This is a genomic window from Geodermatophilus sp. SYSU D00703, assembly GCF_054050155.1.
In genome coordinates this window covers 122,297-145,581 of the sequence record NZ_JBJGYU010000006.1, presented here as the reverse complement: position 1 = coordinate 145,581, position 23,285 = coordinate 122,297, and the positions used below count along the sequence as shown (strand labels likewise).

Genomic DNA, 23,285 nt, shown 5'->3' with positions numbered 1-23,285 from the left:
GCGACGCTACCGACGCGGGTCCGGTCAGGGAGCCGGGGAACCGAGCCACAACCTCCCGACGAGTGAGGTCCCGCCGGCGGTCGCGGCCGGCTCCCAGCGGGTGGTCCAGCCCTCGGCGTGCAGCTGCACGATCACCGCGCCGACGAGCGCGCCGAGGTTGAGCGCGTGCGTCGTCGTCGCCCGGTCGGGCAGGTGGACGTCGACCACGCCGTCCCCCTCCCCGCCGTAGCGCAGGACGACGGGGAACTCCGGGAGCGCGGCGACCGCGACCCGGAACGCCTCCGCGACCGCGTCCAGCTCGCCGGGACGCGGCACCAGGTCCTCGGCGGGGGCGCGGCTGGGCACGAGGTCCCGGCTGCCGTACGGGAAGAGGTCGCCGGGCCCGAGGCGGACGAGCGGCCGGGTGCCGTTGTCGTCGTCCGGTGGGCGGAACCGCCGCCCGCGGACGACGGCGACCGGGATCCCGCCGAGCTTGCCCTTGACCAGGTCGGCCGCGGCGGCCAGCTCGTCGACGACGGCGACCTGCGTGGTCTCCAGCCGGTTGCCGTGCGCGTCGACGTCCCCGCGGTGGTCGACGAGCGCGGGGATGCCGGCCGATCCCACGGCGACGTCGGTCAGCCCCTCCCGCCAGGTGCGGCCGAAGGTGTCACTGACGACCACCGCCACCTGCACGCCGAGCAGCTCGCGCAGCCGGGCGCGGAGGGCCCGGGCCGAGGAGTCGGCGTCCTCCGGCAGCAGGACCAGCGCGTCGCCGGGCACGTTGGAGGCGTCGATGCCGGCCGCGGCCACCACCCAGCCCTGCGGCGTCTCCACGATCTTCAGCGGACCGCGCCGGGCCACCACGCGCACCGTCTCCGCGTCGATGGCCCGCTGCCGAGCGGCCTCCCGGTCGGCGCCGGGCTCGACGTGCACCAGGCGGCCCTCCACCTTGGAGACGACCTTGGAGGTCACGACGACGACGTCGCCGTCGACCAGCCACGGCGCCGCGCCGGCGATCGCCCCGGCCAGGTCGTCGCCGGGGGAGAACTCCGGCAGCCCGACGACCGGCAGGACCGAGAGCCCCTCTGCAGGCCCGCCTGCAGGGGCCCGCCGCGAGCTCGCGAGGGGCGGGGGGCAGGGGCGTCCTTCCTCAGACACCGGCGGCGTCCAGGGCGGCACGGGCCAGCGCGGCGGTGGCCGGCGGATCGGTCATGAGCAGCGGCAGGGCCCGGACGTCGACGCCGGGCACCTCCGCGCCGTCGCCGCTGTGGACCAGCCACGCGTCGAGCAGCCCGCCGTCGGCGCGGGCCCCGTAGTGCCGGCCGACACCCTCGGCGCTGACCTCCACGCCGACCACCGGCAGGCACCGGTCGGCCATCCCACGGACCGCCGCCCCGGCCACGATCGGCGAGACCCCGACGACCCGGCCCGGGGTGGCCAGGAGCGCCTCGCGCAGCCCGGGGACGCCCAGGATGGTGCCGATCGACACCACCGGGTTGGACGGCGCCAGCAGCACCGCGTCGGCCGCGGCGAACGCGTCGGCCACCCCCGGCGCCGGCTCGGCGGTGTCCGCGCCGACCTGGACGAAGGCCGAGGCGTCGAGCGCGGCCCGGTGGCGGACCCACCACTCCTGGAAGTGGATCGCCTGCTGCCGGCCGCTGTCCGGGTCGGTCACGACGACGTGGGTCTCCACCCGCTGGTCGCTCATCGGCAGCAGCTCCACGCCGGGCTGCCAGCGGTCGCACAGCGCCGCGGTCACCTGGGACAGCGGGTAGCCCGCGTCGAGCATCCGGGTGCGGACCAGGTGCGTGGCGAGGTCCCGGTCACCGAGCCCGAACCAGGTCGGCTCGGCGCCGTACGCGGCCAGCTCCGCCTTGACCGTCCAGGTCTCGCCGGCGCGGCCCCAGCCCCGCTCGGGGTCGATGCCGCCGCCGAGGGTGTACATCACCGTGTCGAGGTCCGGGCAGATCCGCAGACCGTGCATCGTCACGTCGTCCCCCGTGTTGACGACGGCGGTGAGGCGGGCCTCGGGCACGGCGGTCCGGACCCCGGACAGGAACCGGGCCCCGCCGACCCCTCCGGCGAGCACGACGATCTGCACGAAAGTCATCGTGCCCGATGGGCAGTTGTCGACTGTTTGGCGGGCGTGTCGAGGGGTGGGACGAGAAGTGACGAACAGGGCGTGACAGGTGGGGCAGGTGTGGCGAGTCGCTTACACCGAGCGAAGTTGACGGCTACGCAACGACACGCGTGTAATTCCGGCGGTGTCATCGAGTGCTGAGCGGCCCGGGAACGTCCCGCGGAGCGCACTTCGGGACGAGAGCGAGAGGGGACGCATCGTCATGGCAGAGGTCTCGTGGTTGCGCGACTACGTCAGCGCGTCTGAGCGGAACGCCGACCGCGGGACGGGTGCCGCGGGCCAGGCGTTCGCCGGCATGTGGAGCGCGGGCCTCGAGGCCGACGCCCAGTCGTGGCAGGAGCGCGCGCTGTGCGCCGAGACCGACCCGGAGGCGTTCTTCCCCGAGAAGGGCGGCTCCACTCGCGAGGCCAAGAAGATCTGCACCGGCTGCGAGGTCAAGGCCGAGTGCCTCGAGTACGCGCTGGCCAACGACGAGCGCTTCGGGATCTGGGGCGGGCTCTCCGAGCGGGAGCGCCGCCGCCTGCGCCGCCGCGCGGTCTGAGGGAGGACTCCCGGCCCCTGGAGGGCGTCCTCCACCGACACCAGCACCGAGCTGTCCCACAGCCGCCGACGGACCGCCGTCGGCGGCTGTGGTGCTATTCGGGGTGTGACGGGGACGCGGGTGGCCGCCGGGCGGGCCGAGGTCGTCCGGGAGCTGCGCGCCGCCGGGCCCCTGCTCGCCCGGGTCCGCGCGCCCGTCCCGGCCCGCCCGCCCTGGCTCACCGCCGTGCTCAACGCGCAGGCCCCCCGCCGCGGAGCCGGCGTCCGGCCGGTGGCGGTCGTCGTGGAGCGGCCTGGCCCCGGCGCGACGGCGGAGACGACCGCCCTGGCCGCGCTCGTCCTGCGCGGCCGCGGCCCGCGCGTGCTCGCCACGCTGCTCGGCGACGGCGTCGGCCCGGTGCCCCCGGGGGCGGCCACGGCCCGGCTGCCGGTGCGGGACGACGCGGCCGCGGCGCGGCTGGCCGCCGGCGTCCTGGACCTCGTGGAGAGCCTGCGCCGGCCCTGGACCCTGCGGCTCACCGGCCTGCCGCTCGGCGACCCGACCACCCGGGAGCTCGGCCGGCTGCGGCCGGAGACCGGCTTCGCCAACGCCCGCAGTGCCGCGCTCGTCGACGACCTCGACGAGGTCGGTCCCGTCTGCCGCAGCCGCGACCCGCGCGAGCTGGAGCGGTGGCTGCCGCAGCTGCTGGCCCGCGAGCCCGACCCGCCGGCCCGGTCCTTCCTGCGGGCGGCCGCGCGGCTGCACGCCGCGATCGGGCAGCTGGAGGTCGCGGTGCTCCCCGACGGCGGCCGGCTCCGTGCGGGGCTGCTGGTCCTCGACGACGGCCTCGAGCGTCGTCCGTGGTGGGGCTTCTCCGACGTCGGCGGGCTCCGGCGGGAGATGGGCGCGCCGCTGGTGACGGTGACCCTCGACGGTGGCCCGCTCAGCCGCCGTACCGCACGACGTTGACCCCCGGGGCGTCGACCGTCGCCGCCCGGTCGCTGCCCAGGAAGAGGGTCCCCTCGGCGGCCGCGCGGCCGCCGTGCACCGCCTCGGTGGGCGCGATGGTCACGGTCAGCTCGTAGACCCGGCCCGTGTAGGTGGGGGCGGCGGCGATCGGCCGCGTGTAGCTGGGGAACCGGCCGGTCAGCCGGACGTCGTCGCCCTCCCGGGTCACGGTCAGCGCGGGGGAGGGCAGGTCGGCGTACTCGGTCCGCGACCGCACGCAGCCGGCGGCCTCCGGGTCGGCCGGTGCTCCGTCGGTCATGCAGTTCCAGGTCGGCAGCCGGACGTGGGCCAGCGCCGCGGCGGCCCCGCGGGCCGCGGCGTCGGCTGCCGTGACGCTGACGACGGGGTAGCCGACGGTGATGCCGACGGCGTGCTCCTCGACGACGACGCCGCCGAAGCCGAGGGTCGCGGTCACGCCGTCGTCGCCGAGGGGGATCGAGCGGCTGGCCAGCGCGCCCGCACCGGACTCGCCGGGCAGCGGGTCCGACGGGACGCCGGGCAGTTCCGGCAGCGGGGCGTCCGTCGTCGGCGCCGCCGGGGCCGCGGTCGGCGGCCCGGGCGGGGTCGACGGTGCGGGCGGCGTCGCCGGGCCGCGGCCCCCGCCCACGACGGCGGCTAGCAGCGCGAGGGCGGCCACGAGCACCAGCGCCCCCGCGGCCATGCCCGCCACCGCCCGGCCGGCGCGGGGAGCGCCGGCTGCCGCGGGAGGCGGGCCCGGCGCGGCGGCCGGGGCGCTTCCCACCGCGGCGGCCGGGGTGCCCGGGGGCGCCTCGAGGAAGCCGGGCAGGTCGTCGTCGGGGAAGCGGCTCCGCGGCCGCTCGAGGGACGGGGGCGGCTGCGGCGCCGGGCCGGCCGGCCTCCGCGCCCCGCCCCGTCGGGCGCGCAGCTCCGCCGCGACCAGCCCGGCCAGCGCGAGCAGGGCTCCGCCGAGGACGACCCACGGCACGGCGGCCGGCGCGGAGGAGTCCATCCCGGTAAGCATCGCAGGGGCCGGCCGGGACCCCCGGCAGGCCGACCGGCGGGGGGTGCGTGCCCTCCGTGCGGGTCCGGGAGCGGGCTGGGACGATGCCTCCGGTGAGCGCCAGCAACGGGGGGACGGCGGCTGGGGACGCGGTGCGGGAGCGGGTGAGCGCGCTGCTCACCGAGCTCGGCGTCGACCAGCCGCTCACCGCTGCCACGAACCTGTCCGCTTCGCTGGGCCTGGTCCGGGGCGTGCTGGCCGACCGGGTCGTCGACCTCGCGGTCACCGAGAGCGGACGCCGGCGGCTGCGGGCGGAGCTGCGGGGCCGGCGCTGGGCGGAGGACCGGCAGATCGGCGTCCCCGAGGTCCTGGCCGCCGCGGACGACGGCCGGTGGCTGCTCTCGCGGCGGGTCCACCCGGTGCCGACCGGCGGCCAGCGGTGGACCGAGGCGGCGGTCGACGCCGCCGTCCGCATCGCCCCGCTGCCCGCGCCGCCCGGCAGCCCCTGGCAGCCGCCGACCCGCCCGGCGATGCGGCGGGCGCGGGCCACGGTGGGCGAGGCGAGCCGGCTGCTGCGGGGCGGGATCCGGCTCGGCGAGCTGCGCGCCGTGCGGACCGCCGCCGCCCAGTTGCCCCTGTCGGAGGTCACCCACGGGGACTTCCGGGCGGCCAACGCCGTCCTCGACGTCGAGGGGCGGATGGTCGTGCTCGAGTGGACCGGGGTGCGTCCCGGTCCGCGGCACCGCGACCTGCTGACCCTGTGGGCGAGCACCGTCGGCGACGAGGACCGGGCGCGGATCGCCCGGGTGGTCCTCGACCGGACCGCCGGGTGGGAGGAGCCCGACGTGGGCCTGCTCTGGCACGCGGTCGCCCTCGAGCAGTTGGTCGCGCGGATCACGCGGGCCGACCGCGGCGACGGGCTCGACCCCGCCTTCTGCCGGGCGCGGCTGGCCGACGCGCGGGGCATCGCTGCCGAGCTGGGCAGCCCCGTGCGCTAGAGGCCCCGTCCCGGGTCCCGCCCCGAGCCTGCGAGGTAGGGGGAGGACGGGGTCCTTCAACCGGTCGGGTCGATCTCCTCGGGGTCCCGGCCGAGCAGCACCGCGACCTGGTCGACGACGACGTCGCGCACCAGGTCGGCGAGGTCGTCGCGGTCGTGCGCGCGCAGCTCCAACGGCCGCCGGTAGACCACGATCCGCGGGGCGACCTCGCGGCCGTTCTCGCGGTGGGCCGGCAGCACGCGGGCCAGCGGGACGCTGCCGTCGTCGAGCACGTCGGCGTCCAGGACGACCTCGTCGGGGCTGGTGTGCTCGACCCACGGGACGTCCTCGACGGCGAACTCCACGCCGGCCAGTTCCTTCTCCCACCGGCGCTCGAGGTCCTCGACCGCGTCGAGCACGAGGTCGTCGAACTGCTCGGCGCGGCTGCGGGCCAGCGGCACGCCGTCGGGGACGAGGCGCCCACGCAGGCCGCGGCCGTGCCGGTCGCGGCGGGAACGGGCGGGTCGGCTCATGGCGAGTGCGAGCGTACGGCCGCCGGGAGGTGCGCGCGCCGGGAGCAGCGCCGCAGGTCCGCGCGGCGAGGGCCCGGGCCGGTGCCTGGCGTGACCGTCGTGGAGGATGTGGCTCCTGCTCCGCCGGCGCCGCGAAACCCGGTGTGCCTGATGCCAACCAGCCGGGTACGCGTCTACTGTGCCCAGCGTGAGGAACCGGTGGTGAGGCAGTCACGTCGCTGCTCGCGCAGCGGCTGCGCGCAACCGGCGGCAGCGACCTTGACCTACGTGTACGCGGAGTCGACCGCTGTCGTCGGCCCGTTGGCGACGTTCTCGGAGCCGCACAGCTACGACCTGTGCGAGTTCCACGCCGAGCGGCTGACCGTGCCCCGCGGCTGGGAGGTCGTGCGGCACGAGATCGACCTCGAGGACTCCGGTCCGACCGGGGACGACCTGCTGGCCCTGGCCGACGCCGTCCGTGAGGCGGCCCGGCCCGAGCCCCCGCGCAACCCGGCCGACGACGGCAGCGGTACCCGCCGCGGCCACCTGCGGGTGCTCCCCGACATCCCCTGACGGGTGCGCCCCGGGCGCCGCTGCGCCGTCCCACACGGGCGCCGCTAGGGTCGATGCGCACCGTCGGCCGGGGAGCCGGAGGTGGCGGACGAGCCCGAGGGTGAACACGTGTCGGATCTGTCGTCGATCGTCAAGGCCTATGACGTCCGGGGGGTCGTGCCGGACGAGTGGGACGAGGACGTGGCCCGGCGGTTGGGCGCGGCCTTCGCGGAGTTCGTGACCCTGGAGAGCGGCGCGACGGCGATCGTCACCGCCCACGACATGCGCGACTCCTCGGTACCCCTGTCGCGGGCCTTCGCCCAGGGCGCGCTGAGCCGCGGCGTGGACGTGGTGGAGGCCGGGCTCGGGTCCACCGACATGCTGTACTTCGCCGCCGGCTCGCTCGGGGTCCCCGGCGCCATGTTCACCGCCAGCCACAACCCGGCGCAGTACAACGGCATCAAGCTCTGCCGGGCCGGCGCCGCCCCCGTGGGGCAGGAGTCGGGGCTGGCCACGATCCGGGAGTGGGCCGAGCGGGACGACTACGACCGCGTCCCCGACCGGACGGCGTCGGTCGCCCGGCGCGACGTCCTCGCCGAGTACGCCGCGCACCTCCGGTCGCTCGTGGACCTCTCGGTCATCCGGCCGCTGCGGGTCGTCGTGGACGCCGGCAACGGGATGGGCGGGCACACGGTGCCCGTGGTCCTCGACGACCTGCCGGTGGAGGTGCTGCCGCTGTACTTCGAGCTCGACGGGTCCTTCCCCAACCACGAGGCCAACCCGCTCGACCCGGCCAACCTCGTGGACCTCCAGGCCGAGGTCTGCCGCACCGGAGCCGACATCGGGCTGGCCTTCGACGGCGACGCCGACCGCGTGTTCGTCGTCGACGAACGGGGGGAGCCGGTCAGCCCCTCGGCGATCACCGCGCTGGTCGCGGTCCGGGAGCTGGCCAAGGGCCACGGGACGACGATCATCCACAATCTGATCACCTCCCGCGCGGTGCCCGAGATCGTCCGCGAGCACGGCGGCCAGCCGGTGCGGACCCGCGTCGGGCACTCGTTCATCAAGGCCGAGATGGCCCGTACCGACGCCGTCTTCGGTGGCGAGCACTCCGCGCACTACTACTTCCGCGACTTCTGGCGGGCCGACACCGGCATGCTGGCCGCCATGCACGTGCTCGCCGCGCTCGGCGAGCAGGGGCGCCCGCTGTCGGAGCTGACCGCGGCCTACAGCCGGTATGCGGCGTCGGGTGAGATCAACTCCACGGTCGTCGACGCGGCCGAGCGGTCGAAGGCCGTCCGCGACGCGTTCGAGGGCGAGGAGGGCGTCACCGTCGACGAGCTCGACGGACTGACCGTGGACCTGCCCGACGGGTCCTGGTTCAACCTGCGGGCGAGCAACACCGAGCCGCTGCTGCGGCTCAACGTGGAGGCGCCGGACGAGGCGCGGATGGCCGAGCTCCGCGACCGGGTCCTCGAGATGGTGCGCGCATGACCGGTTCGAGCGGACCGCTGGGGCTGGACCCCGTGCTGCTGGAGATCCTCGCCTGCCCCGACACCCACCACACGCCGCTGACGGTCGACGAGGCCGCCGGCGAGCTGGTGTGCCCGACGTGCGACCGGGCCTTCCCGGTGCGCGACGGCATCCCCGTGCTGCTGCTCGACGAGGCGCGGGTCCGTGGCGCCGGAGAGCGCGGCACCCCGTGACCTCGCCCGAGCTGGCCGAGGAGGTCCTCGACGACCTCGACGTGCTGCGCGCGCGCGACCCGCGCGGCCTGCTCCCGGCGGTCGCCGGCGCCGGGGCGCAGGTCCGCGAGACCGCCCGGCTGACCGAGGAGGCGGGCCTGGAGCGGGTCACCGCCGGCGGCCGGCCGCGGGGCCTGGTGATCGTGGCCCGCCGCGAGGGTGCGGTCGCCGCGCAGGTGCTGCGGGCGCTGCTCGGGCCCTCCAGCCCGGTCACCGTGGACGTCGTCCCCGGCCCCGACCTGCCGGTGTGGACCGGCCCCAGCGACGTCGCCGTCGTCGCCACCCGGACCGGCGCCGGCCAGTACGCCGTCACCCCCGCATACGAGGCCGCCCGCCGCGGGGTGACGCTGCTGGGCATCGGGGGGGAGGACGCGCCGCTGCGCGCGGCCTGCTCCACCGCCCGGGCCCCGTACGTCCCGCTGCCGCGCTCGCGCGTCCGGCACACGACGCTGTGGTCGCTGCTCACGCCGCTGCTCGAGCTGGCCACCGACCTGGGCCTGCTTTCACCCGGTGTGGCCGACCTCGACGCGGTCGCCGACGCGCTCGACGAGGTCGCCGGCGAGTGCGGGCCGGCACAGGAGTCGTTCGTCAACCCGGCCAAGACCCTCGCACTGGAGCTGCTCGACGCCCTGCCGGTGATCGCGGCCGAGGGCCCGCTGGCCGGGACGGCGGCCGCCCGGATCGCCGACCAGCTGGCCACCCTCGCCGGGCTGCCGGTCACCACCTTCCGCATGCCCGACCAGCGGGTCGCCGCGTGCGCGGTGCTCGGCGGTCCGCTGGCGCCGCAGGGCGGCGAGGACGACTTCTTCCGCGACCGGGCCGAGGACACCGGCCGCCGGCTGCGGCTGCTCACCGTCCGCGACACCCACGCCGGCGAGCACGACGGCGCGGGGGAGCGGGAGCCGCGCTCGGCGCGGGAGGCGCTGCAGGAGGCGCTGCGCACGGCGGCGTCGTCCAACGTCCCGGTGAGCGGGCTGGCCGAGCACGGGGACCCGGAGCGGTACGGCCGGCTGCCCCGCCTCGCCCGGCAGCTGGCCGTCGCCGACTTCACCGCCGTCTACCTGGCGCTCGCCCTGGACACCGAGCGGTCCTCCCGCCCGTGAGGGCGGCCACCGCGCCCGCTCCGGTGCGCGGGCGTTCGACGCGCCCGGCCGGGTACCACCACCGGGGACGTCGAGCGGTGACCGCGCACGGAACGGTCCGACGGGTCACCATCACGCAAGACAGCACGCGCGTGCTGACCGATCGGAAGGACTTCCCTTGGCGGGTGGACTCGTAGCCCTGTTCGACGACGTGGCGACGCTGGCGCGCGCCGCCGCCGCCTCGGTCGACGACATCGGCGCCGCTGCCGGACGGGCCAGCGCCAAGGCGGCCGGCGTCGTCGTGGACGACACCGCCGTCACGCCGCAGTACGTGCACGGCCTGGCCGCCGAGCGCGAGATCCCGATCATCAAGCGCATCGCCAAGGGCTCGCTGCGCAACAAGCTGCTCGTCCTGCTGCCCGCGGTCCTGCTGCTCAGCCAGTTCCTCCCGTGGCTGCTCACCCCGATCCTCATGATCGGCGGGGCCTACCTCAGCTACGAGGGCGCGGAGAAGGTGTGGCACAAGCTCCGCGGCGGCCACGACGACCATGCCCCGGGGGAGGGGGCTGCCCGGGACGAGGACTCCATCGTGTCGGGAGCCGTGCGCACGGACTTCATCCTGTCCGCGGAGATCATGGTCATCGCGCTCAACGAGGTGGTCGACGAGCCGTTCGTGTCCCGGGCGGTGATCCTCGCGGTCGTCGCGATCGGCATCACCGTCCTCGTGTACGGCGTCGTCGGCCTCATCGTGAAGATGGACGACGCCGGGCTGAGCCTGTCCCAGCGGCCCGGCAAGGCCGTGTCCCGGTTCGGCCACGGGCTGGTGAAGGCGATGCCGCGGGTGCTCGCCGTCATCACCGTGGTCGGCACCGCCGCCATGCTGTGGGTCGGCGGTCACATCCTGCTGGTGGGCTCCGACGAGTTGGGGCTGCACGCCGTCTACGGCGTCGTCCACCACCTGGAGGAGGCGGCGCACGAGGCCACCGGGGCCCTCGGCGGGGTCGTCGGCTGGCTGGTCAACACGCTGGGCAGCGCGATCCTCGGGTTCGTCGTCGGCTCGCTGATCGTGGCCGTGATGAACCTGACGGTGCACCGGCTCAGGGCCCGGCGCGAGGGCGCGGCCGAGTCCCACTGAGGGAGGACCGCGTCCGGAGGGGCCGGCGCCGGCGCCTCCCTCGAACCGTCCCCGCGGCGGGGGAGAGTGGAGCCATGGACCGCACGCGCCTGTCACCGGAGCGCCGGCGGGCCGACCGCGCCCGGCTGGCCGACGAGGTCGTCGACGTGCTCGTGGTCGGCGGCGGGGTGACCGGTGCGGGCACCGCGCTGGACGCGGCCAGCCGGGGCCTGTCGGTCGGGCTGCTCGAGGCCCGGGACTGGGCGGCCGGGACCTCCAGCCGGTCGAGCAAGCTCGTCCACGGCGGGCTGCGCTACCTCGAGCAACTGGCGTTCCCGCTGGTCCGTGAGGCGCTGCACGAGCGGACCCGGTTGCTGCAGACGATCGCGCCGCACCTGGTGCGCCCGCTGTCCTTCCTGTTGCCGCTCCCCGCGCGCTGGCAGCGGGCCTACTACGGCGCCGGTGTGGCGCTCTACGACGTGCTCGGCGCCGCACTGGACGCCGACCGGGCGCTGCCCGCGCACCGGCACCTGTCCCGCCGGGCCACCCTCGCCGCGTTCCCGGCGCTGCGCCCCGACGCCGTCGCCGGGGCCATCCGCTACTGGGACGCCCAGGTCGACGACGCCCGGCACACCCTCGCCGTCGTCCGGACGGCGGCCGGCTACGGGGCCCGGGTGCTCTCCAGCGCCCGCGTGACCGGCCTGCTCCGGGACGGGGAGGGCAGCGGGGCACCGGTGGTCGGCGTCCGCGTCTCCGACCTCACCGACGGCTCCACCCTCATCGTCCGGGCGCGCAGTGTCGTGGCCGCCACCGGGGTGTGGAGCGACGACGTCGGCGCGATGCTCGGCACCCCCGCGCCGAGCCTGCGCGTGCGCGCCTCCAAGGGGGTGCACCTGGTGGTGCCGCGCTCGGCGATCGACGCCGGCGACCTCCCGGACGGCGAGCGGTCGGGGCTGGTCCTGCGGACGCCGACCAGCGTGCTGTTCGTCATCCCCTGGGGCGACCAGTGGATCATCGGCACCACCGACACCCCGTGGAAGCTCGACCGCGACCACCCCGCGGCCAGCAGCGCCGACATCCACTACCTGCTCGACCAGGTCAACCGGGTGCTGGCCAAGCCGGTCACCACCGACCAGATCGTCGGCGTCTACGCCGGCCTGCGCCCGCTGCTCGCGGGGGAGGCCGACCAGACCAGCCGGCTCTCCCGCGAGCACGCGGTCGTCACCCCGGCCCCGGGGCTGGTGCTCGTGGCCGGCGGCAAGTACACGACCTACCGGGTGATGGCCGCCGACGCGGTCGACGCCGCCACCGCCGCGCTCCCGGGTGTGCCGCGCTCGCGCACCGCGCACCTGCCGCTGGTCGGCGCGCACCGCTGGGACGCCGTGCGCGACCGCGCGCCCGAGCTGGCCGCGGCCGCCGGCCTGCCCGCCGACGCCGTCGACCGCCTGCTGCACCGGCACGGCGACCGGGTGGGCGAGGTGCTCGACCTGGTGCGTGCCGACCCCTCGCTGGGCCGGCCGCTGCCCGGGGCGCCGGCCCACCTGGCCGCCGAGGTGGTGCACGCGGTCGAGGTGGAGGGTGCGCTGCACCTCGACGACGTCCTCACCCGGCGCACGCGGATCTCGATCACGACGCCGCACCGGGGGACGGAGTCCGCGGCCGCGGTCGCCGAGCTGGTGGCCGGGCCGCTGGGCTGGGACCGGGAGCGGACGGAGCGGGAGGTGGCGCACTACGCGGCCCGGGTGGCCGCCGAGCGGGAGTCCCAGCGGATGCCCGACGACCGCACCGCGGACGCCGCGCGGCTGGGCGCCCCGGACGTGCGCTCCGCCGTGTGACCCCGGACCGGTTCGTCACACCCGTCCCGTGGGCCCCCGAGAGCGCCGCCGGATCCCCGCCCGCCCGCCCCGACGTGGGTAGCCTTCGTGCCGATGTGGCAGATGACGAACACCGTGCGCCACTACCCCTGGGGCTCGCGCACGGTCATCCCGGAGCTGTTGGGTGACCCCACCCCGGCACCCGAGCCGTGCGCCGAGCTCTGGATGGGCGGGCACCCGGACGACCCGAGCCTCCTGTCCGACGGCACGCCGCTGGACAAGGCGATCGTCGGTGACCCGGAGCGCCTGCTCGGTGCGCCGGTCGTCGAGCGGTTCGGGGCTCGCCTGCCCTTCCTCGTGAAGGTCCTGGCCGCCGACCGGCCGCTGTCGCTGCAGGCCCACCCCACGATGGAACAGGCCGCGGCCGGGTTCGCCGCCGAGGAGGCCGCCGGGGTCCCGCAGGACGACCCCACGCGGACCTTCAAGGACCCGTGGCACAAGCCCGAGCTGCTGCTGGCGCTGAGCACGTTCGAGGCGCTGTGCGGCTTCCGGCCGGTCGAGGAGTCCCTGCACTGCCTGGCCAAGCTGCAGCTGCCCGAGCTCAAGCCGACCATCGCCGCACTCGCCCGTGGGGGCCTGCGCGTGGCGATCCCGCAGCTGCTGGCCCTGTCCGGGCGGCGCCGCACCTCCCTGGTCCAGGCCGTCGCCGAGGCCGGGGCGCGCTTCGTCGCCGCCCACGACCCGGAGTTCATCAACACCTACCGGTGGGCCGCGGCACTCGCGGAGGCCTACCCCGGCGACCCCGGCGTGGTCATCTCGCTGATGTGCAACCACCTGAAGCTGGAGCCCGGTGAGGCGGTCTTCCTGCCGGCCGGCAACCTGCACGCCTACCTCTCCGGGGCCGGCGTCGAGGTCATGGCCAGCTCCGACAACGTGTTGCGCGGTGGCCTGACCAGCAAGCACGTGGACCTCGCGGCGCTGATCGAGGTGCTCGACTTCACCGACGGCAAGGTGCCGGTCATCCACCCGGTCCTCGGGCCCGGCGGCCTGCGCTACCCCGTGCCGGTCGAGGACTTCGACCTCACCCGGGTCCAGCTCGGCGTCGACCCGGGCATCCTGACCACGTCGGGTCCGCAGGTCCTCCTGTGCACCGAGGGGCGGGCCGTGCTCAGCGGCCGCGACCGCGAGCTCGTCCTGGAACAGGGGCAGTCGGCGTTCGTCCCCGCGGGGGAGCCGGTGACCGCCCGCGGCCCCGCGCTGCTGTTCCGGACGACCACCAACCTGGACTGAGCACCGGGCAGGGCGTGTCAGCCCCCTGACCACTCGTCCGCGGCCTAGCGTCGAGGGGTCGTGTCCGTCGCCTCCCGCTCGCCGCTGTGCCGGCTCGCCGCCGGTGCGGTCGCGCTCGCCCTCGCGGGCGGCCTGACCGGCTGTGAGCTGCTCACGGGCACCGGCGGGGCCGACAGCGGTCCGCTCACCGGCGTCCTCTCCGACGACGCCGCCGACGAGGCCATCGCGAACGCGGCGGCGGGGACCGCGCTGGCCGCGCTCGGCGGGATCGACGTCAAGGGCCGGGCGCCGCGGACCGGCTACGACCGGGCGCGGTTCGGCGACGGCTGGGTGGACACCGACCACAACGGGTGCGACACCCGCAACGACGTCCTCGCGCGGGACCTCGAGGACGAGACCTTCCGGCGGGGCACGAACGACTGCATCGTGCTCACCGGCACGCTGGCCGACCCCTACTCGGGGGACACCATCGCCTTCCGGCGCGGGGAGGACACCAGCGACGACGTGCAGATCGACCACGTCGTCGCGCTGTCGGACGCCTGGCAGAAGGGCGCCCAGGGCTGGGACACCGCCCGGCGCACCGAGTTCGCCAACGACCCGCGGAACCTGCTCGCCGTCGACGGCCCGCTCAACCAGCAGAAGGGGGACGGCGACGCGGCCACCTGGCTGCCGCCGAACACCTCCTACCGGTGCGCCTACGTCGCCCGGCAGGTCGCGGTGAAGGCCGAGTACGGGCTGTGGATGACCCGCGCCGAGCGCAACGCCGCCGCGACCGTGCTGACCACCTGCCCGGACCAGCCGCTGCCGGGGGCGGCGCCGGCCGCGCCGCGCTCCGCCGAGGCCAGCTACGCCGACTGCGCGGCGGTCCGGGCGGCCGGGGCCGCCCCGATCCGCCGTGGCGAGCCGGGCTGGCGGGACACCTTCGACGGCGACGGGGACGGCGTCGGCTGCGAGTGATCCCCGCCCGCGTCCGCGTATCCTGGACGACGGCACGAGCCCCGCCGAAGCCTCGGCATGCTCGCTCTCCCCGCCCTGCGCGGGGATCGCAGCGAACACGCATGGCCCGGCCGGGTGGCCGGGCCGGAACCTGGAGCGACATGACTGCCTCGACCGGCACCCGCGTCCTGACCGACGGCGACTTCAAGGTCGCCGACCTCTCCCTCGCCGGCTTCGGCCGCAAGGAGATCAGCCTCGCCGAGCACGAGATGCCCGGCCTCATGGCGCTGCGCGCCGAGTACGGCGACCAGCAGCCCCTCGCCGGCGCGCGCATCGCCGGCTCGCTGCACATGACCGTGCAGACCGCCGTCCTCATCGAGACGCTGCGCGCGCTCGGCGCCGACGTCCGCTGGGTGAGCTGCAACATCTTCTCCACCCAGGACCACGCCGCCGCGGCGATCGTCGTCGGCGACGGCACCCCGGAGGAGCCCACCGGCGTCCCGGTGTTCGCCTGGAAGGGCGAGACGCTGGAGGAGTACTGGTGGTGCACCCAGCGGCTGTTCGAGTTCCGCGACGAGAACGGCGACGTCGTCGGCCCCAACATGCTCCTGGACGACGGCGGCGACGCGACGCTGCTGGTGCACCTGGGCACCCGGTTCGAGGCAGACGGCGTCGTCCCCGACGACATCGACGCCTACTCCGACGAGTACAAGGTTATCCTCGCCGCGCTCCGCGAGAGCCTGGCCGAGGACCCGCAGCGCTGGACCCGGATCGGGCAGGCCATCAAGGGCGTCACCGAGGAGACGACCACCGGCGTCATGCGCCTCTACGAGCTGGCCCGCGAGGGACGGCTGCTGTTCCCGGCGATCAACGTCAACGACTCGGTCACCAAGAGCAAGTTCGACAACCTCTACGGCTGCCGGCACTCGCTCATCGACGGCATCAACCGCGCCACCGACGTGATGATCGGCGGCAAGGTCGCCGTGGTCTGCGGCTACGGCGACGTCGGCAAGGGCTGCGCGGAGTCGCTGCGCGGCCAGGGCGCACGGGTGATCGTCACCGAGATCGACCCGATCTGCGCGCTGCAGGCGGCGATGCACGGCTACGAGGTGACCACCCTCGACGAGGTCATCGGCCGGGCCGACATCATCATCACGGCCACCGGCAACAAGGACATCATCACCGCCGAGCTGCTGGCCCGGACCAAGCACCAGGCGATCGTGGGCAACATCGGCCACTTCGACAACGAGATCGACATGGCCGGCCTGGCCCGCACCCCGGGCATCGAGCGGACGACCATCAAGCCGCAGGTCGACGAGTGGCGGTTCGCCGACGGCCACACGGTCATCGTGCTCTCCGAGGGCCGGCTGCTGAACCTGGGCAACGCCACGGGCCACCCCAGCTTCGTGATGAGCGCGTCGTTCTCCAACCAGGTGCTGGCGCAGATCGAGCTGTGGACCAACCGCGCCGCCTACGAGGGGCAGGACCCGACGGTGACCGTGCTGCCGAAGAAGCTCGACGAGCACGTGGCGCGGCTGCACCTCGACGCGCTCGGCGTGAAGCTCACCGAGCTGACCAAGGTACAGGCCGACTACATCGGCGTGCCGGTCGAGGGCCCGTTCAAGAGCGACCACTACCGCTACTGAGAGGACCCCCTCCCTCCCCACCCTTGGCACGCTCGAGGTGGGGCCCTGGAAGGGGCCGCTCCCGAGCTCGCAGCGGCGTACTCCTGCGACAGGGGACACACGTGGGGCACCCGTCCGGTCGACGGACCGGGCGGGTGCCCTCGTTCTGTCCCGCGGCAGCGCAGAATGGGCCACGTGCCACCCACCGCTCCCCAGAACGGGTCCAGCCGCGGCCGAGTCCTGGTCGTCGACGACGACGCCGCCCTCGCCGAGATGCTCGGCATCGTGCTCCGGCGCGAGGGCTACGAACCGGCGTTCGTCTCCGACGGCAACCGCGCGGTGGGCGTGTTCCAGCAGACCCGCCCCGACATCGTGCTGCTCGACCTGATGCTGCCCGGCCGCAACGGCCTGCAGATCTGCCAGGACATCCGGCAGCAGTCGACCGTCCCGATCGTCATGCTCACCGCGAAGGGCGACACGATCGACGTCGTCCAGGGCCTCGAGGCCGGCGCCGACGACTACGTCACCAAACCGTTCAAGCCCGTCGAGCTGGTGGCGCGGGTGCGCGCCCAGCTGCGCCGCGGCGAGACCGGGCAGGCGGAGAACCTCAGCATCGGCGACGTGCAGATCGACGTCCCGGCCCACCAGGTCACCCGGGACGGCGTCCCGATCGCGCTGACCCCGCTGGAGTTCGACCTCCTGGTCGCGCTGGCCCGCAAGCCGCGACAGGTGTTCACCCGCGAGCTGCTGCTCGAGCAGGTGTGGGGCTACCGCCACGCGGCCGACACCCGGCTGGTCAACGTCCACGTCCAGCGGCTGCGCGCCAAGATCGAGCGCGACCCGGAGAAGCCGGAGATCGTGCTGACCGTGCGCGGGGTCGGCTACAAGGCGGGGCCCCCGTGACGGAGGTCGTGGGCCGCCCGGGTCGACCGTGAGCACCACCCGGCCGGCGGTCCCGGAGGCCGACGCCCCGCCGGAGCCCGACCCGGCGCCGCCATCGACCTCGGCCGGGGTGGTCGCCCCGGCGAGCGCACGGCTGTCGACCGACCTGGAGTCGCTGCGCCGTCAGCTGCGCCGCCGGGCGGGCCGGGCGCGCCGGGTCACCCGCCGGCTGGCCGCGCAGGCGCTGCACGCGTGGCGGTCGTCGCTGCACGTGCGCGTCGGCGCGATCACGATGGTCGTCGCCGGCACGGTGGTCGTGATCGTCAGCATGGTGCTGTTCAGCCAGATCCGCGACCAGCTGCTGTCGGTGAAGCGGCAGGCCGCCGTCGACCAGGCGCAGGCCGGGGTGCTGTACGCGCAGACCGAGGTGGCCGGCATCGCCACCGGGGACGCCGCGAGCGTGCGCTCCACCCTCGACCGGACGGTCAAGAGCCTCCTGGAGCGCGGCAGCCCGGCCGGTGACTTCGACGTCGTCATGGTCCACCGCAGCGGCGACACCGAGCGCACCGCCACCAGCCGCCGCTACGTCTACCCGGCCATCCCGGACCAGCTGCGGGCCGACGTCGCCTCCGGGGGCCAGTTCTCCCAGTACGCGATGGTCCCGGACGCCGGCGGCGAGCCGCGGCCGACGCTGCTCATCGGCGCCCCCGTGCCCACGGACGCGTCGTCGGCCGAGCGGATCGAGCTGTACTACGCCTTCCCCCTCGACCAGGAGGAGGAGAGCCTGTCGCTGATCCGCAGCACCGTGGTGATCAGCGGCATCGCGCTCACCCTGTTCGTCGTCGGGATCGGCGTGCTGGTGACCCGGCTGGTCGTCGACCCGGTGCGCCGGGCGGCCGGCACCGCCCAGCGGCTGGCCGAGGGCCAGCTCGAGGAACGGATGACGGTGCGCGGCGAGGACGACCTCGCCCGGCTGGCCACCAGCTTCAACGCCATGGCCGACAGCTTGCAGCGGCAGATCACCCAGCTGGAGGGGCTCTCCCAGCTGCAGCAGCGGTTCACCTCCGACGTGTCGCACGAGCTGCGCACGCCGCTGACCACGGTGCAGATGGCCGCGGAGATCCTCTACGAGTCGCGCGGCGACTTCCCGGCGTCGGTGGCCCGCTCGGCGGAGCTGCTGCACACCGAGCTGGACCGGTTCGAGGCGCTGCTGACCGACCTGCTGGAGATCAGCCGCTACGACGCCGGCGCCGCCGTCCTCGACGCGGCGCCGTCCGACCTCGGCGCCCTGGTGGGGCGGGTGGCCGCCGGGATGTCCGCGCTGGCCGAGCGGCACGGCTGCGAGCTGTCGGTCACCGGTCCCGACCAGGAGGTCATCGCCGAGGTCGACGCCCGGCGGGTCGAGCGGATCCTGCGCAACCTGGTGGGCAACGCCATCGAGCACGGCGCGGGTCGGCCGGTGGAGATCACCTGGGCGGCCAACCGGTCGGCGGCCGCGGTGACCGTCCGCGACCACGGGGTGGGGCTCTCGTCGGCGGAGGCCCAGCACGTCTTCGACCGCTTCTGGCGGGCCGACCCGTCCCGGGTGCGCACGGTCGGCGGCAGCGGCCTCGGGCTGTCGATCAGCCTGGAGGACGCCCGGCTGCACGGCGGCTGGCTGCAGGTCTGGGGCCAGCCCGGCGCCGGCGCGCAGTTCCGGCTCACGCTGCCGCTGGCCGCGGGCGCCGAGCTCACCAGCTCGCCGCTCCCGCTGCGGCCGGCGGTCGTGCCCCGCCCGGGAGGTGTGCGGTGAGGTGCCGCGCGGGCGTGCTGGTCGCCGTCCTCCTCGCCCTGCTCAGCGCCTGCTCCACGGTGCCGACGAGCTCGCCGACGGTGCAGATCACCCAGGCGCCGTCCCGCCCCGACGGGGACGTCGGCATCGAGCCGCTGTCGCCGGAGCCGGGGGCGACCCCGGAGGAGATCGTGCGGGGGTTCATCGAGGCCGCCGCCAGCGCCGTCCGCGGCCACCCGGTGGCCCGCGAGCACCTCGTCCGGGAGTCGGCGGGCGCGTGGTCGGACGAGGCGGGCATCACCGTCCTCGGGCAGGACTACACGACCGTGACCAGTGACGCCGGCACCGTCGTGGTCACGGCCGACCAGCTCGGCACGATCGACGAGCGCGGCGTGTTCACCGTGGCGCCCCAGGAGGTGTACACGCGGGAGTTCACGCTGCAGCAGGTCGACGGCGAGTGGCGGATCACCGACCCGCCGGACGGGCTGCTGATGCTCGAGCCGGACTTCGAGCGCCTCTACGAGCGGCGGGACCTCTACTTCCTCGACCCGACGGGGCAGCGGGTGGTCCCCGACCCCCGGTACCTCATCAGCGGCGAGGCCCAGCCGACCGTGCTGGTCGAGCGGCTGCTCGACGGGCCGTCGTCGGCACTGTCGGCCGGCGTGAAGAACGCGCTGGCCGGAGCCCGGCTGCGGAGCACGGTCACCGCGTCGACCCAGACGCTCACCGTCGACCTCACCGGACTGGCCGACGCGGAACCGTCGCAGCTGGCCGAGCTGTGCGCCCAGCTGGTCTGGACGCTCGAGCCGCTCACCGTGCAGTCGGTCGAGATCCTCCTCGACGGCGATCCCATCAGGCTGGAGGGCGTGTCGCGCGAGCAGACGGTGGACACCTGGGCGGCGTTCGACCCCGACGCGGTCCCCGTCGACGCCGTCGGCCACTACGTCGACAACGGCACCCTGCGCACGGTGGACGCCGCCCCGGCGCCCGGCCCGGCCGGAACGGGTGCCTACGGGCTCACCAGCGCGGCGGTCTCCAGCGGCCGCACCGGCGAGCTCGACCAGATGGTCGGCGTCACCGTGGCCGACGGGCAGGCGACCCTGCTCGCCGGGGCCTACGGCGGCGACCTGGTGCCGGTCCTCTCCGGAGGCGCCCTGAGCGTGCCGACGGTCGCCGCCACCCGGTCGGAGTTCTGGGTGGTCCGGGACGGCGGTGCGGTGGTGCGCGTGCCCGCGGGCGGCACCGCGCAGCCGGTCAACGCGCCGACGCTCCCCGGCCTGGGGCGGGCCACGGTGCTGCAGCTGTCCCCGGACGGTGTGCGCGCCGCCGTGGTCGTGGAGAACGGGCAGCGGGAGAGCCTCTACGTCGGGACGGTGGTGCGCTCCGACGAGGGTCCGGTGGCGCTGCGCGACCTGCGGGAGGTGGCCCCGACCCTGTCGTCGGTCGTCGACGTGGCGTGGCGGACGGCGGGCAGCCTGCTCGTGCTGGCCGGCGACGCCGGCGAGGACCGCATCGACCCCTACGTGGTCGGCGTCGACGGCTGGGGGCTCGACCAGGTGCCCACGGCCGGTCTGCCCAGCCAGCCGACCCGCGTGGCGGCCGCGCCGGGCCGGGTGCCGCTGGTCAGCGCCGGCGGCACCGTCTGGCAGTGGCAGCCGGCGGGCGGGACGTGGGTGACCCTCGTCCGCGGCGCCCAGCCGCAGCCCGGCGACGAGCCGTTCTACCCCCTGTAGCAGAAGGACCCCCTGCCCCCACCACTCGCAGGCTCGCGGCGGGGCCCTGCAGGGGCCGCACCCGGCGGGACCATCCACAGATCGCCGGAGCCCCTGGGCGGCCGGTGGTCCGGCGGCGAGGCTGGGGGAGTGGACGGCGGGCTGCTCTCGGCGCTGGCCGACCTGCTCCTGCCCCGCACCTGCGCCGGCTGCGAGCTGCCCGGGGCGGTGCTCTGCCGCCGCTGCGCGGCGCCGCTCGCCGTCCCGCACCTGGCGCAGCCGCGCCGCTTCCCGGCTGGTTTCCCCCCGACGGTGGCCGCCGGCGCGTACACCGGCCCGGTCCGCCCGGCGGTCAACGCCTTCAAGGAGCGCGGCCGCGCCGAGCTGGCCCGCCCGCTGGGCGCCGCCCTGGCGATGGCGGTCGCCGGGGTGCTGGCGGGCCTGCCCACGGCCCCTGCGGCGGTGCGCCTGGTCCCCGTGCCCAGCTCCCGGGCGGCGCTGCGCACCCGCGGCCGCGACCACGTGCGGGAGCTGACCGGCCGCGCGGTCGCCGAGCTGCGCACCGCCGGGCTTCCCGCGGCCGAGGCGCGGCTGCTGCGCCGCGCCGGCCGAGCCCGGGACTCCGCGGGCCTGTCGGCGGCGCAACGGCGGGCCAACCTCGCGGGCACCTTCGCGCTGCGCGCCGGCGTCCCCCCGGTTCCGGCGGGCACGGTCCTGGTGGTCGTCGACGACGTCGTGACCAGTGGCGCGACGCTGACCGAGGCCGCCGCCGTGCTGGGGCCGGCGGTCCCTCCGGACGGCCCGCCGGTGCTCGCGGCGGTGGTGGCGGCGACGCCGCGACGGGCCTCCGCAGGGCGGACCGGCGGGGGCGCGAAAGCGGACCGAGAGGGGCCCCAAGGTCGACTGTCGGGAGCTGCGAACGGCGACTAGCGTGGAGCCGATCACAGCCCGAACAACCGGGAGGTCTCATGGAGATCGTGGTCCGTGGCCGGAACGTCGAAGTCCCCGAGCACTACCGAACACACGTCGAGGACAAGGTCGGCCAGCTCGAACGGTTCGACGGCAAGCTGAAGATCCTCCGCGTCGACGTGGAGCTCTTCCACGAGAAGAACCCCCGCCAGTCCGCACAGTGCCAGCGTGTGGAGATCACCCTCAGGGGCAAGGGCCCCGTCATCCGGGCCGAGGCCAGCGCACCGGACTTCTACGCCGCGCTCGACCTCGCCTGCGGGAAGCTCGACCACCGGCTGCGGAAGGCAGCCGACCGCCGCCGCGTGCACCACGGCCGGCGCACCCCGGCTTCCGTCCGCGTGGGCGGGAGCACCGACACCGACGTCCTGGAGGCCCTCGACCGCGAGAAACAGCTCGCGGAGGGACCGCACGTCACCGACCTCGACGAGCACCTGCCCGGGCGGGTCGTCCGGGAGAAGCACCACCCCGCGACTCCCATGACCGTCGACCAGGCCCTCCACGAGATGGAACTGGTCGGCCACGACTTCTACCTGTTCATGTGCGCCGACACCGGCCAGCCGACGGTCGTCTACCGGCGCCACGCCTACGACTACGGCCTGATCCGGCTCGTCGACGCACCCCTGGACGGCCAGGCCGTCCGGCAACCCGCCCAGCCAGCGGCGGCTCCCCTGTAGACCCTCCTGGAGGCGGGGCGCCCGGCGCCCCGCCTCCGTGCGCGCTCAGTCGCCGGCCACCCGGCCGAAGAGGACCGCGTCCGCCCGGGTGCCGTCCCGGCGGTCGAGGCAGGAGCGCACCACGCCCTCCCGCGTGAAGCCCGCGCGCAGCGCCACCGCCTGCGAGGCCGCGTTGTCGACGTCCGCGACCAGGTGCACCCGCGGCGCCCCCCGCCCCAGCGCCCACTCGGCCAGGGCGTGCGCCGCCTCGGCGGCGTACCCCCGCCCGCGGGCCCACGGCGCGATCCAGTAGCCCACCTCGGGGCCGAACCGGCCCTCGCGCAGGTGCAGCCCCGCCGACCCGACGAACTCCCCGCCCGCCTCCACCGCGACCGGCAGCCCCCGGCGCTCGGCCCGCTCGCGCGGCGCCACGTCGGTCACCCAGCCGTGCGCGGCGGCCCGCGTGTACGGCAGGGCGATCGCGGTGATCCAGCGCTGGATGCCGGCGTCCTGACAGGCGCGGAAGACGGCGTCCTCGTCGTCGGGCCGGTGCGGACGCAGCAGCAGTCGCTCGGTGCGCACCACCTCGGTGGTCAGGTCGATGCCGGAGAGGTCCACCACGTCATCGTCAGACGTTGCCCAGCACCCGGTCGACCGAGATCTCCAGCACCACGCGCGCGGGGTTCTCCCGCGGGGTGCGGTAGCGGCGGGCGTAGCGCTGCTCGGCGTCGGCCACCGAGGCGGGGTCGTCGCGCACCACCGCCGTCCCCTCGAGGGTCACCCACCGGCGACCGGCGACCTGGCAGACCGCCACCCGCGACCGGCCGGCGCGCACGTGCCGGGCCTTGGCGGAGGTGCCGGAGGTGATCACCCGGGCGGTGCGGGTGGCGGGCTCGTAGGTCACCCCGACCGGGACGACGTGCGGCGTCCCGTCCGGCCGCAGCGTGGTCAGCGTGGCGAGGTGCCGCTCGGTGAGGAAGGTGAGGAGGGCGGGGTCCAGGTCGTCGAGGTCGTGCGCCACCCCGGGGATTGTGGGTGATGGG

General features: G+C 75.7%; 23 protein-coding genes. 17 read left to right on the top strand and 6 right to left on the bottom strand.

All coding sequences use genetic code 11. The features are described 5' to 3' along the window. Positions 1–24: 24 nt before the first annotated feature. Positions 25–1,137, bottom strand: a complete 1,113-nt coding sequence (locus tag ACI782_RS09480; protein ID WP_456908428.1) for a coenzyme F420-0:L-glutamate ligase — start codon at positions 1,135–1,137, stop codon at positions 25–27. Continuing rightward, the gene (gene cofD / locus ACI782_RS09475) at positions 1,130–2,089 is read right to left on the bottom strand and encodes a 2-phospho-L-lactate transferase (RefSeq protein WP_456908426.1); all 960 of its coding nucleotides are present in this window, start codon (positions 2,087–2,089) and stop codon (positions 1,130–1,132) included. The genes ACI782_RS09480 and cofD overlap by 8 nt, the downstream gene beginning before the upstream one ends. A 325-nt stretch (positions 2,090–2,414) precedes the next feature. Here cofD and ACI782_RS09470 point away from each other — a divergent pair, with 325 nt between their 5' ends. After that, positions 2,415–2,660, top strand: a complete 246-nt coding sequence (locus ACI782_RS09470) for a WhiB family transcriptional regulator (RefSeq protein ID WP_456908487.1) — start codon at positions 2,415–2,417, stop codon at positions 2,658–2,660. Positions 2,661–2,765: 105 nt separating this feature from the next. Beyond that, positions 2,766–3,608 (top strand): hypothetical protein, encoded by an 843-nt coding sequence (locus ACI782_RS09465; protein ID WP_456908424.1) that lies wholly within the window; start codon positions 2,766–2,768, stop codon positions 3,606–3,608. Here the strand turns inward: ACI782_RS09465 and ACI782_RS09460 are convergent. Then, positions 3,583–4,617 (bottom strand): hypothetical protein, encoded by a 1,035-nt coding sequence (locus tag ACI782_RS09460; RefSeq protein WP_456908422.1) that lies wholly within the window; start codon positions 4,615–4,617, stop codon positions 3,583–3,585. The two genes, ACI782_RS09465 and ACI782_RS09460, sit on opposite strands and share 26 nt — an antisense overlap. Positions 4,618–4,721: 104 nt before the next feature. Here ACI782_RS09460 and ACI782_RS09455 point away from each other — a divergent pair, with 104 nt between their 5' ends. Continuing rightward, positions 4,722–5,606, top strand: coding sequence for a phosphotransferase (locus ACI782_RS09455; protein WP_456908420.1), 885 nt, complete (start codon positions 4,722–4,724; stop codon positions 5,604–5,606). A gap of 56 nt (positions 5,607–5,662) precedes the next feature. Here the strand turns inward: ACI782_RS09455 and ACI782_RS09450 are convergent, their stop codons facing one another. Further along, on the bottom strand, positions 5,663–6,118 hold the full coding sequence (locus tag ACI782_RS09450) for a metallopeptidase family protein (protein ID WP_456908418.1): 456 nt from the start codon (positions 6,116–6,118) through the stop codon (positions 5,663–5,665). 201 nt (positions 6,119–6,319) lie between these two features. On the opposite strand from ACI782_RS09450, the gene ACI782_RS09445 reads away from it, so the two are divergent. The 14 genes from ACI782_RS09445 (at position 6,320) to hpf (ending at position 22,263) form a co-directional block, all read left to right on the top strand. Continuing rightward, positions 6,320–6,670, top strand: coding sequence for a DUF3499 domain-containing protein (locus ACI782_RS09445; RefSeq protein ID WP_456908416.1), 351 nt, complete (start codon positions 6,320–6,322; stop codon positions 6,668–6,670). Positions 6,671–6,778: 108 nt separating this feature from the next. Beyond that, entirely contained in the window at positions 6,779–8,143 is a 1,365-nt protein-coding gene (locus ACI782_RS09440; protein ID WP_456908414.1) for a phosphomannomutase/phosphoglucomutase, read from the top strand. Then, complete coding sequence (locus tag ACI782_RS09435) at positions 8,140–8,355, top strand: Trm112 family protein (RefSeq protein WP_456908413.1); 216 nt, start codon at positions 8,140–8,142, stop codon at positions 8,353–8,355. Before ACI782_RS09440 ends, ACI782_RS09435 begins: the two co-directional genes overlap by 4 nt. Next, a complete protein-coding gene (locus tag ACI782_RS09430; RefSeq protein WP_456908411.1) occupies positions 8,352–9,497 on the top strand; it encodes an SIS domain-containing protein in 1,146 nt (381 codons plus the stop codon). The genes ACI782_RS09435 and ACI782_RS09430 overlap by 4 nt, the downstream gene beginning before the upstream one ends. A gap of 157 nt (positions 9,498–9,654) precedes the next feature. Next, a complete protein-coding gene (locus ACI782_RS09425; RefSeq protein ID WP_456908409.1) occupies positions 9,655–10,611 on the top strand; it encodes a DUF808 domain-containing protein in 957 nt (318 codons plus the stop codon). Positions 10,612–10,685: 74 nt separating this feature from the next. Next, complete coding sequence (locus ACI782_RS09420; RefSeq protein WP_456908407.1) at positions 10,686–12,425, top strand: glycerol-3-phosphate dehydrogenase/oxidase; 1,740 nt, start codon at positions 10,686–10,688, stop codon at positions 12,423–12,425. Positions 12,426–12,518: 93 nt separating this feature from the next. After that, the gene (gene manA / locus ACI782_RS09415) at positions 12,519–13,694 is read left to right on the top strand and encodes a mannose-6-phosphate isomerase, class I (RefSeq protein WP_456908405.1); all 1,176 of its coding nucleotides are present in this window, start codon (positions 12,519–12,521) and stop codon (positions 13,692–13,694) included. 60 nt (positions 13,695–13,754) lie between these two features. Beyond that, positions 13,755–14,651, top strand: coding sequence for a GmrSD restriction endonuclease domain-containing protein (locus tag ACI782_RS09410; protein WP_456908403.1), 897 nt, complete (start codon positions 13,755–13,757; stop codon positions 14,649–14,651). A gap of 140 nt (positions 14,652–14,791) precedes the next feature. Then, positions 14,792–16,276 carry an adenosylhomocysteinase gene (gene ahcY / locus ACI782_RS09405; protein ID WP_456908401.1) on the top strand — a complete coding sequence of 495 codons (1,485 nt, stop codon included), beginning with the start codon at positions 14,792–14,794 and terminating at the stop codon, positions 16,274–16,276. A gap of 174 nt (positions 16,277–16,450) precedes the next feature. Continuing rightward, on the top strand, positions 16,451–17,158 hold the full coding sequence (gene mtrA / locus ACI782_RS09400) for an MtrAB system response regulator MtrA (RefSeq protein ID WP_456908399.1): 708 nt from the start codon (positions 16,451–16,453) through the stop codon (positions 17,156–17,158). Between the two features lie 28 nt (positions 17,159–17,186). Continuing rightward, on the top strand, positions 17,187–18,929 hold the full coding sequence (mtrB, locus tag ACI782_RS09395) for an MtrAB system histidine kinase MtrB (protein WP_456908398.1): 1,743 nt from the start codon (positions 17,187–17,189) through the stop codon (positions 18,927–18,929). Further along, positions 18,926–20,641 carry an LpqB family beta-propeller domain-containing protein gene (locus ACI782_RS09390; protein ID WP_456908396.1) on the top strand — a complete coding sequence of 572 codons (1,716 nt, stop codon included), beginning with the start codon at positions 18,926–18,928 and terminating at the stop codon, positions 20,639–20,641. The genes mtrB and ACI782_RS09390 overlap by 4 nt, the downstream gene beginning before the upstream one ends. Positions 20,642–20,770: 129 nt before the next feature. After that, the gene (locus ACI782_RS09385; RefSeq protein WP_456908394.1) at positions 20,771–21,550 is read left to right on the top strand and encodes a ComF family protein; all 780 of its coding nucleotides are present in this window, start codon (positions 20,771–20,773) and stop codon (positions 21,548–21,550) included. Between the two features lie 38 nt (positions 21,551–21,588). Next, positions 21,589–22,263, top strand: coding sequence for a ribosome hibernation-promoting factor, HPF/YfiA family (hpf, locus tag ACI782_RS09380; protein ID WP_456908392.1), 675 nt, complete (start codon positions 21,589–21,591; stop codon positions 22,261–22,263). 45 nt (positions 22,264–22,308) lie between these two features. On the opposite strand, the gene ACI782_RS09375 is transcribed toward hpf, so the two are convergent. Beyond that, positions 22,309–22,860 (bottom strand): GNAT family N-acetyltransferase, encoded by a 552-nt coding sequence (locus ACI782_RS09375; protein WP_456908390.1) that lies wholly within the window; start codon positions 22,858–22,860, stop codon positions 22,309–22,311. A 10-nt stretch (positions 22,861–22,870) separates the two neighbouring features. Next, positions 22,871–23,263 (bottom strand): pyridoxamine 5'-phosphate oxidase family protein, encoded by a 393-nt coding sequence (locus ACI782_RS09370; RefSeq protein WP_456908388.1) that lies wholly within the window; start codon positions 23,261–23,263, stop codon positions 22,871–22,873. Positions 23,264–23,285: the final 22 nt, after the last annotated feature.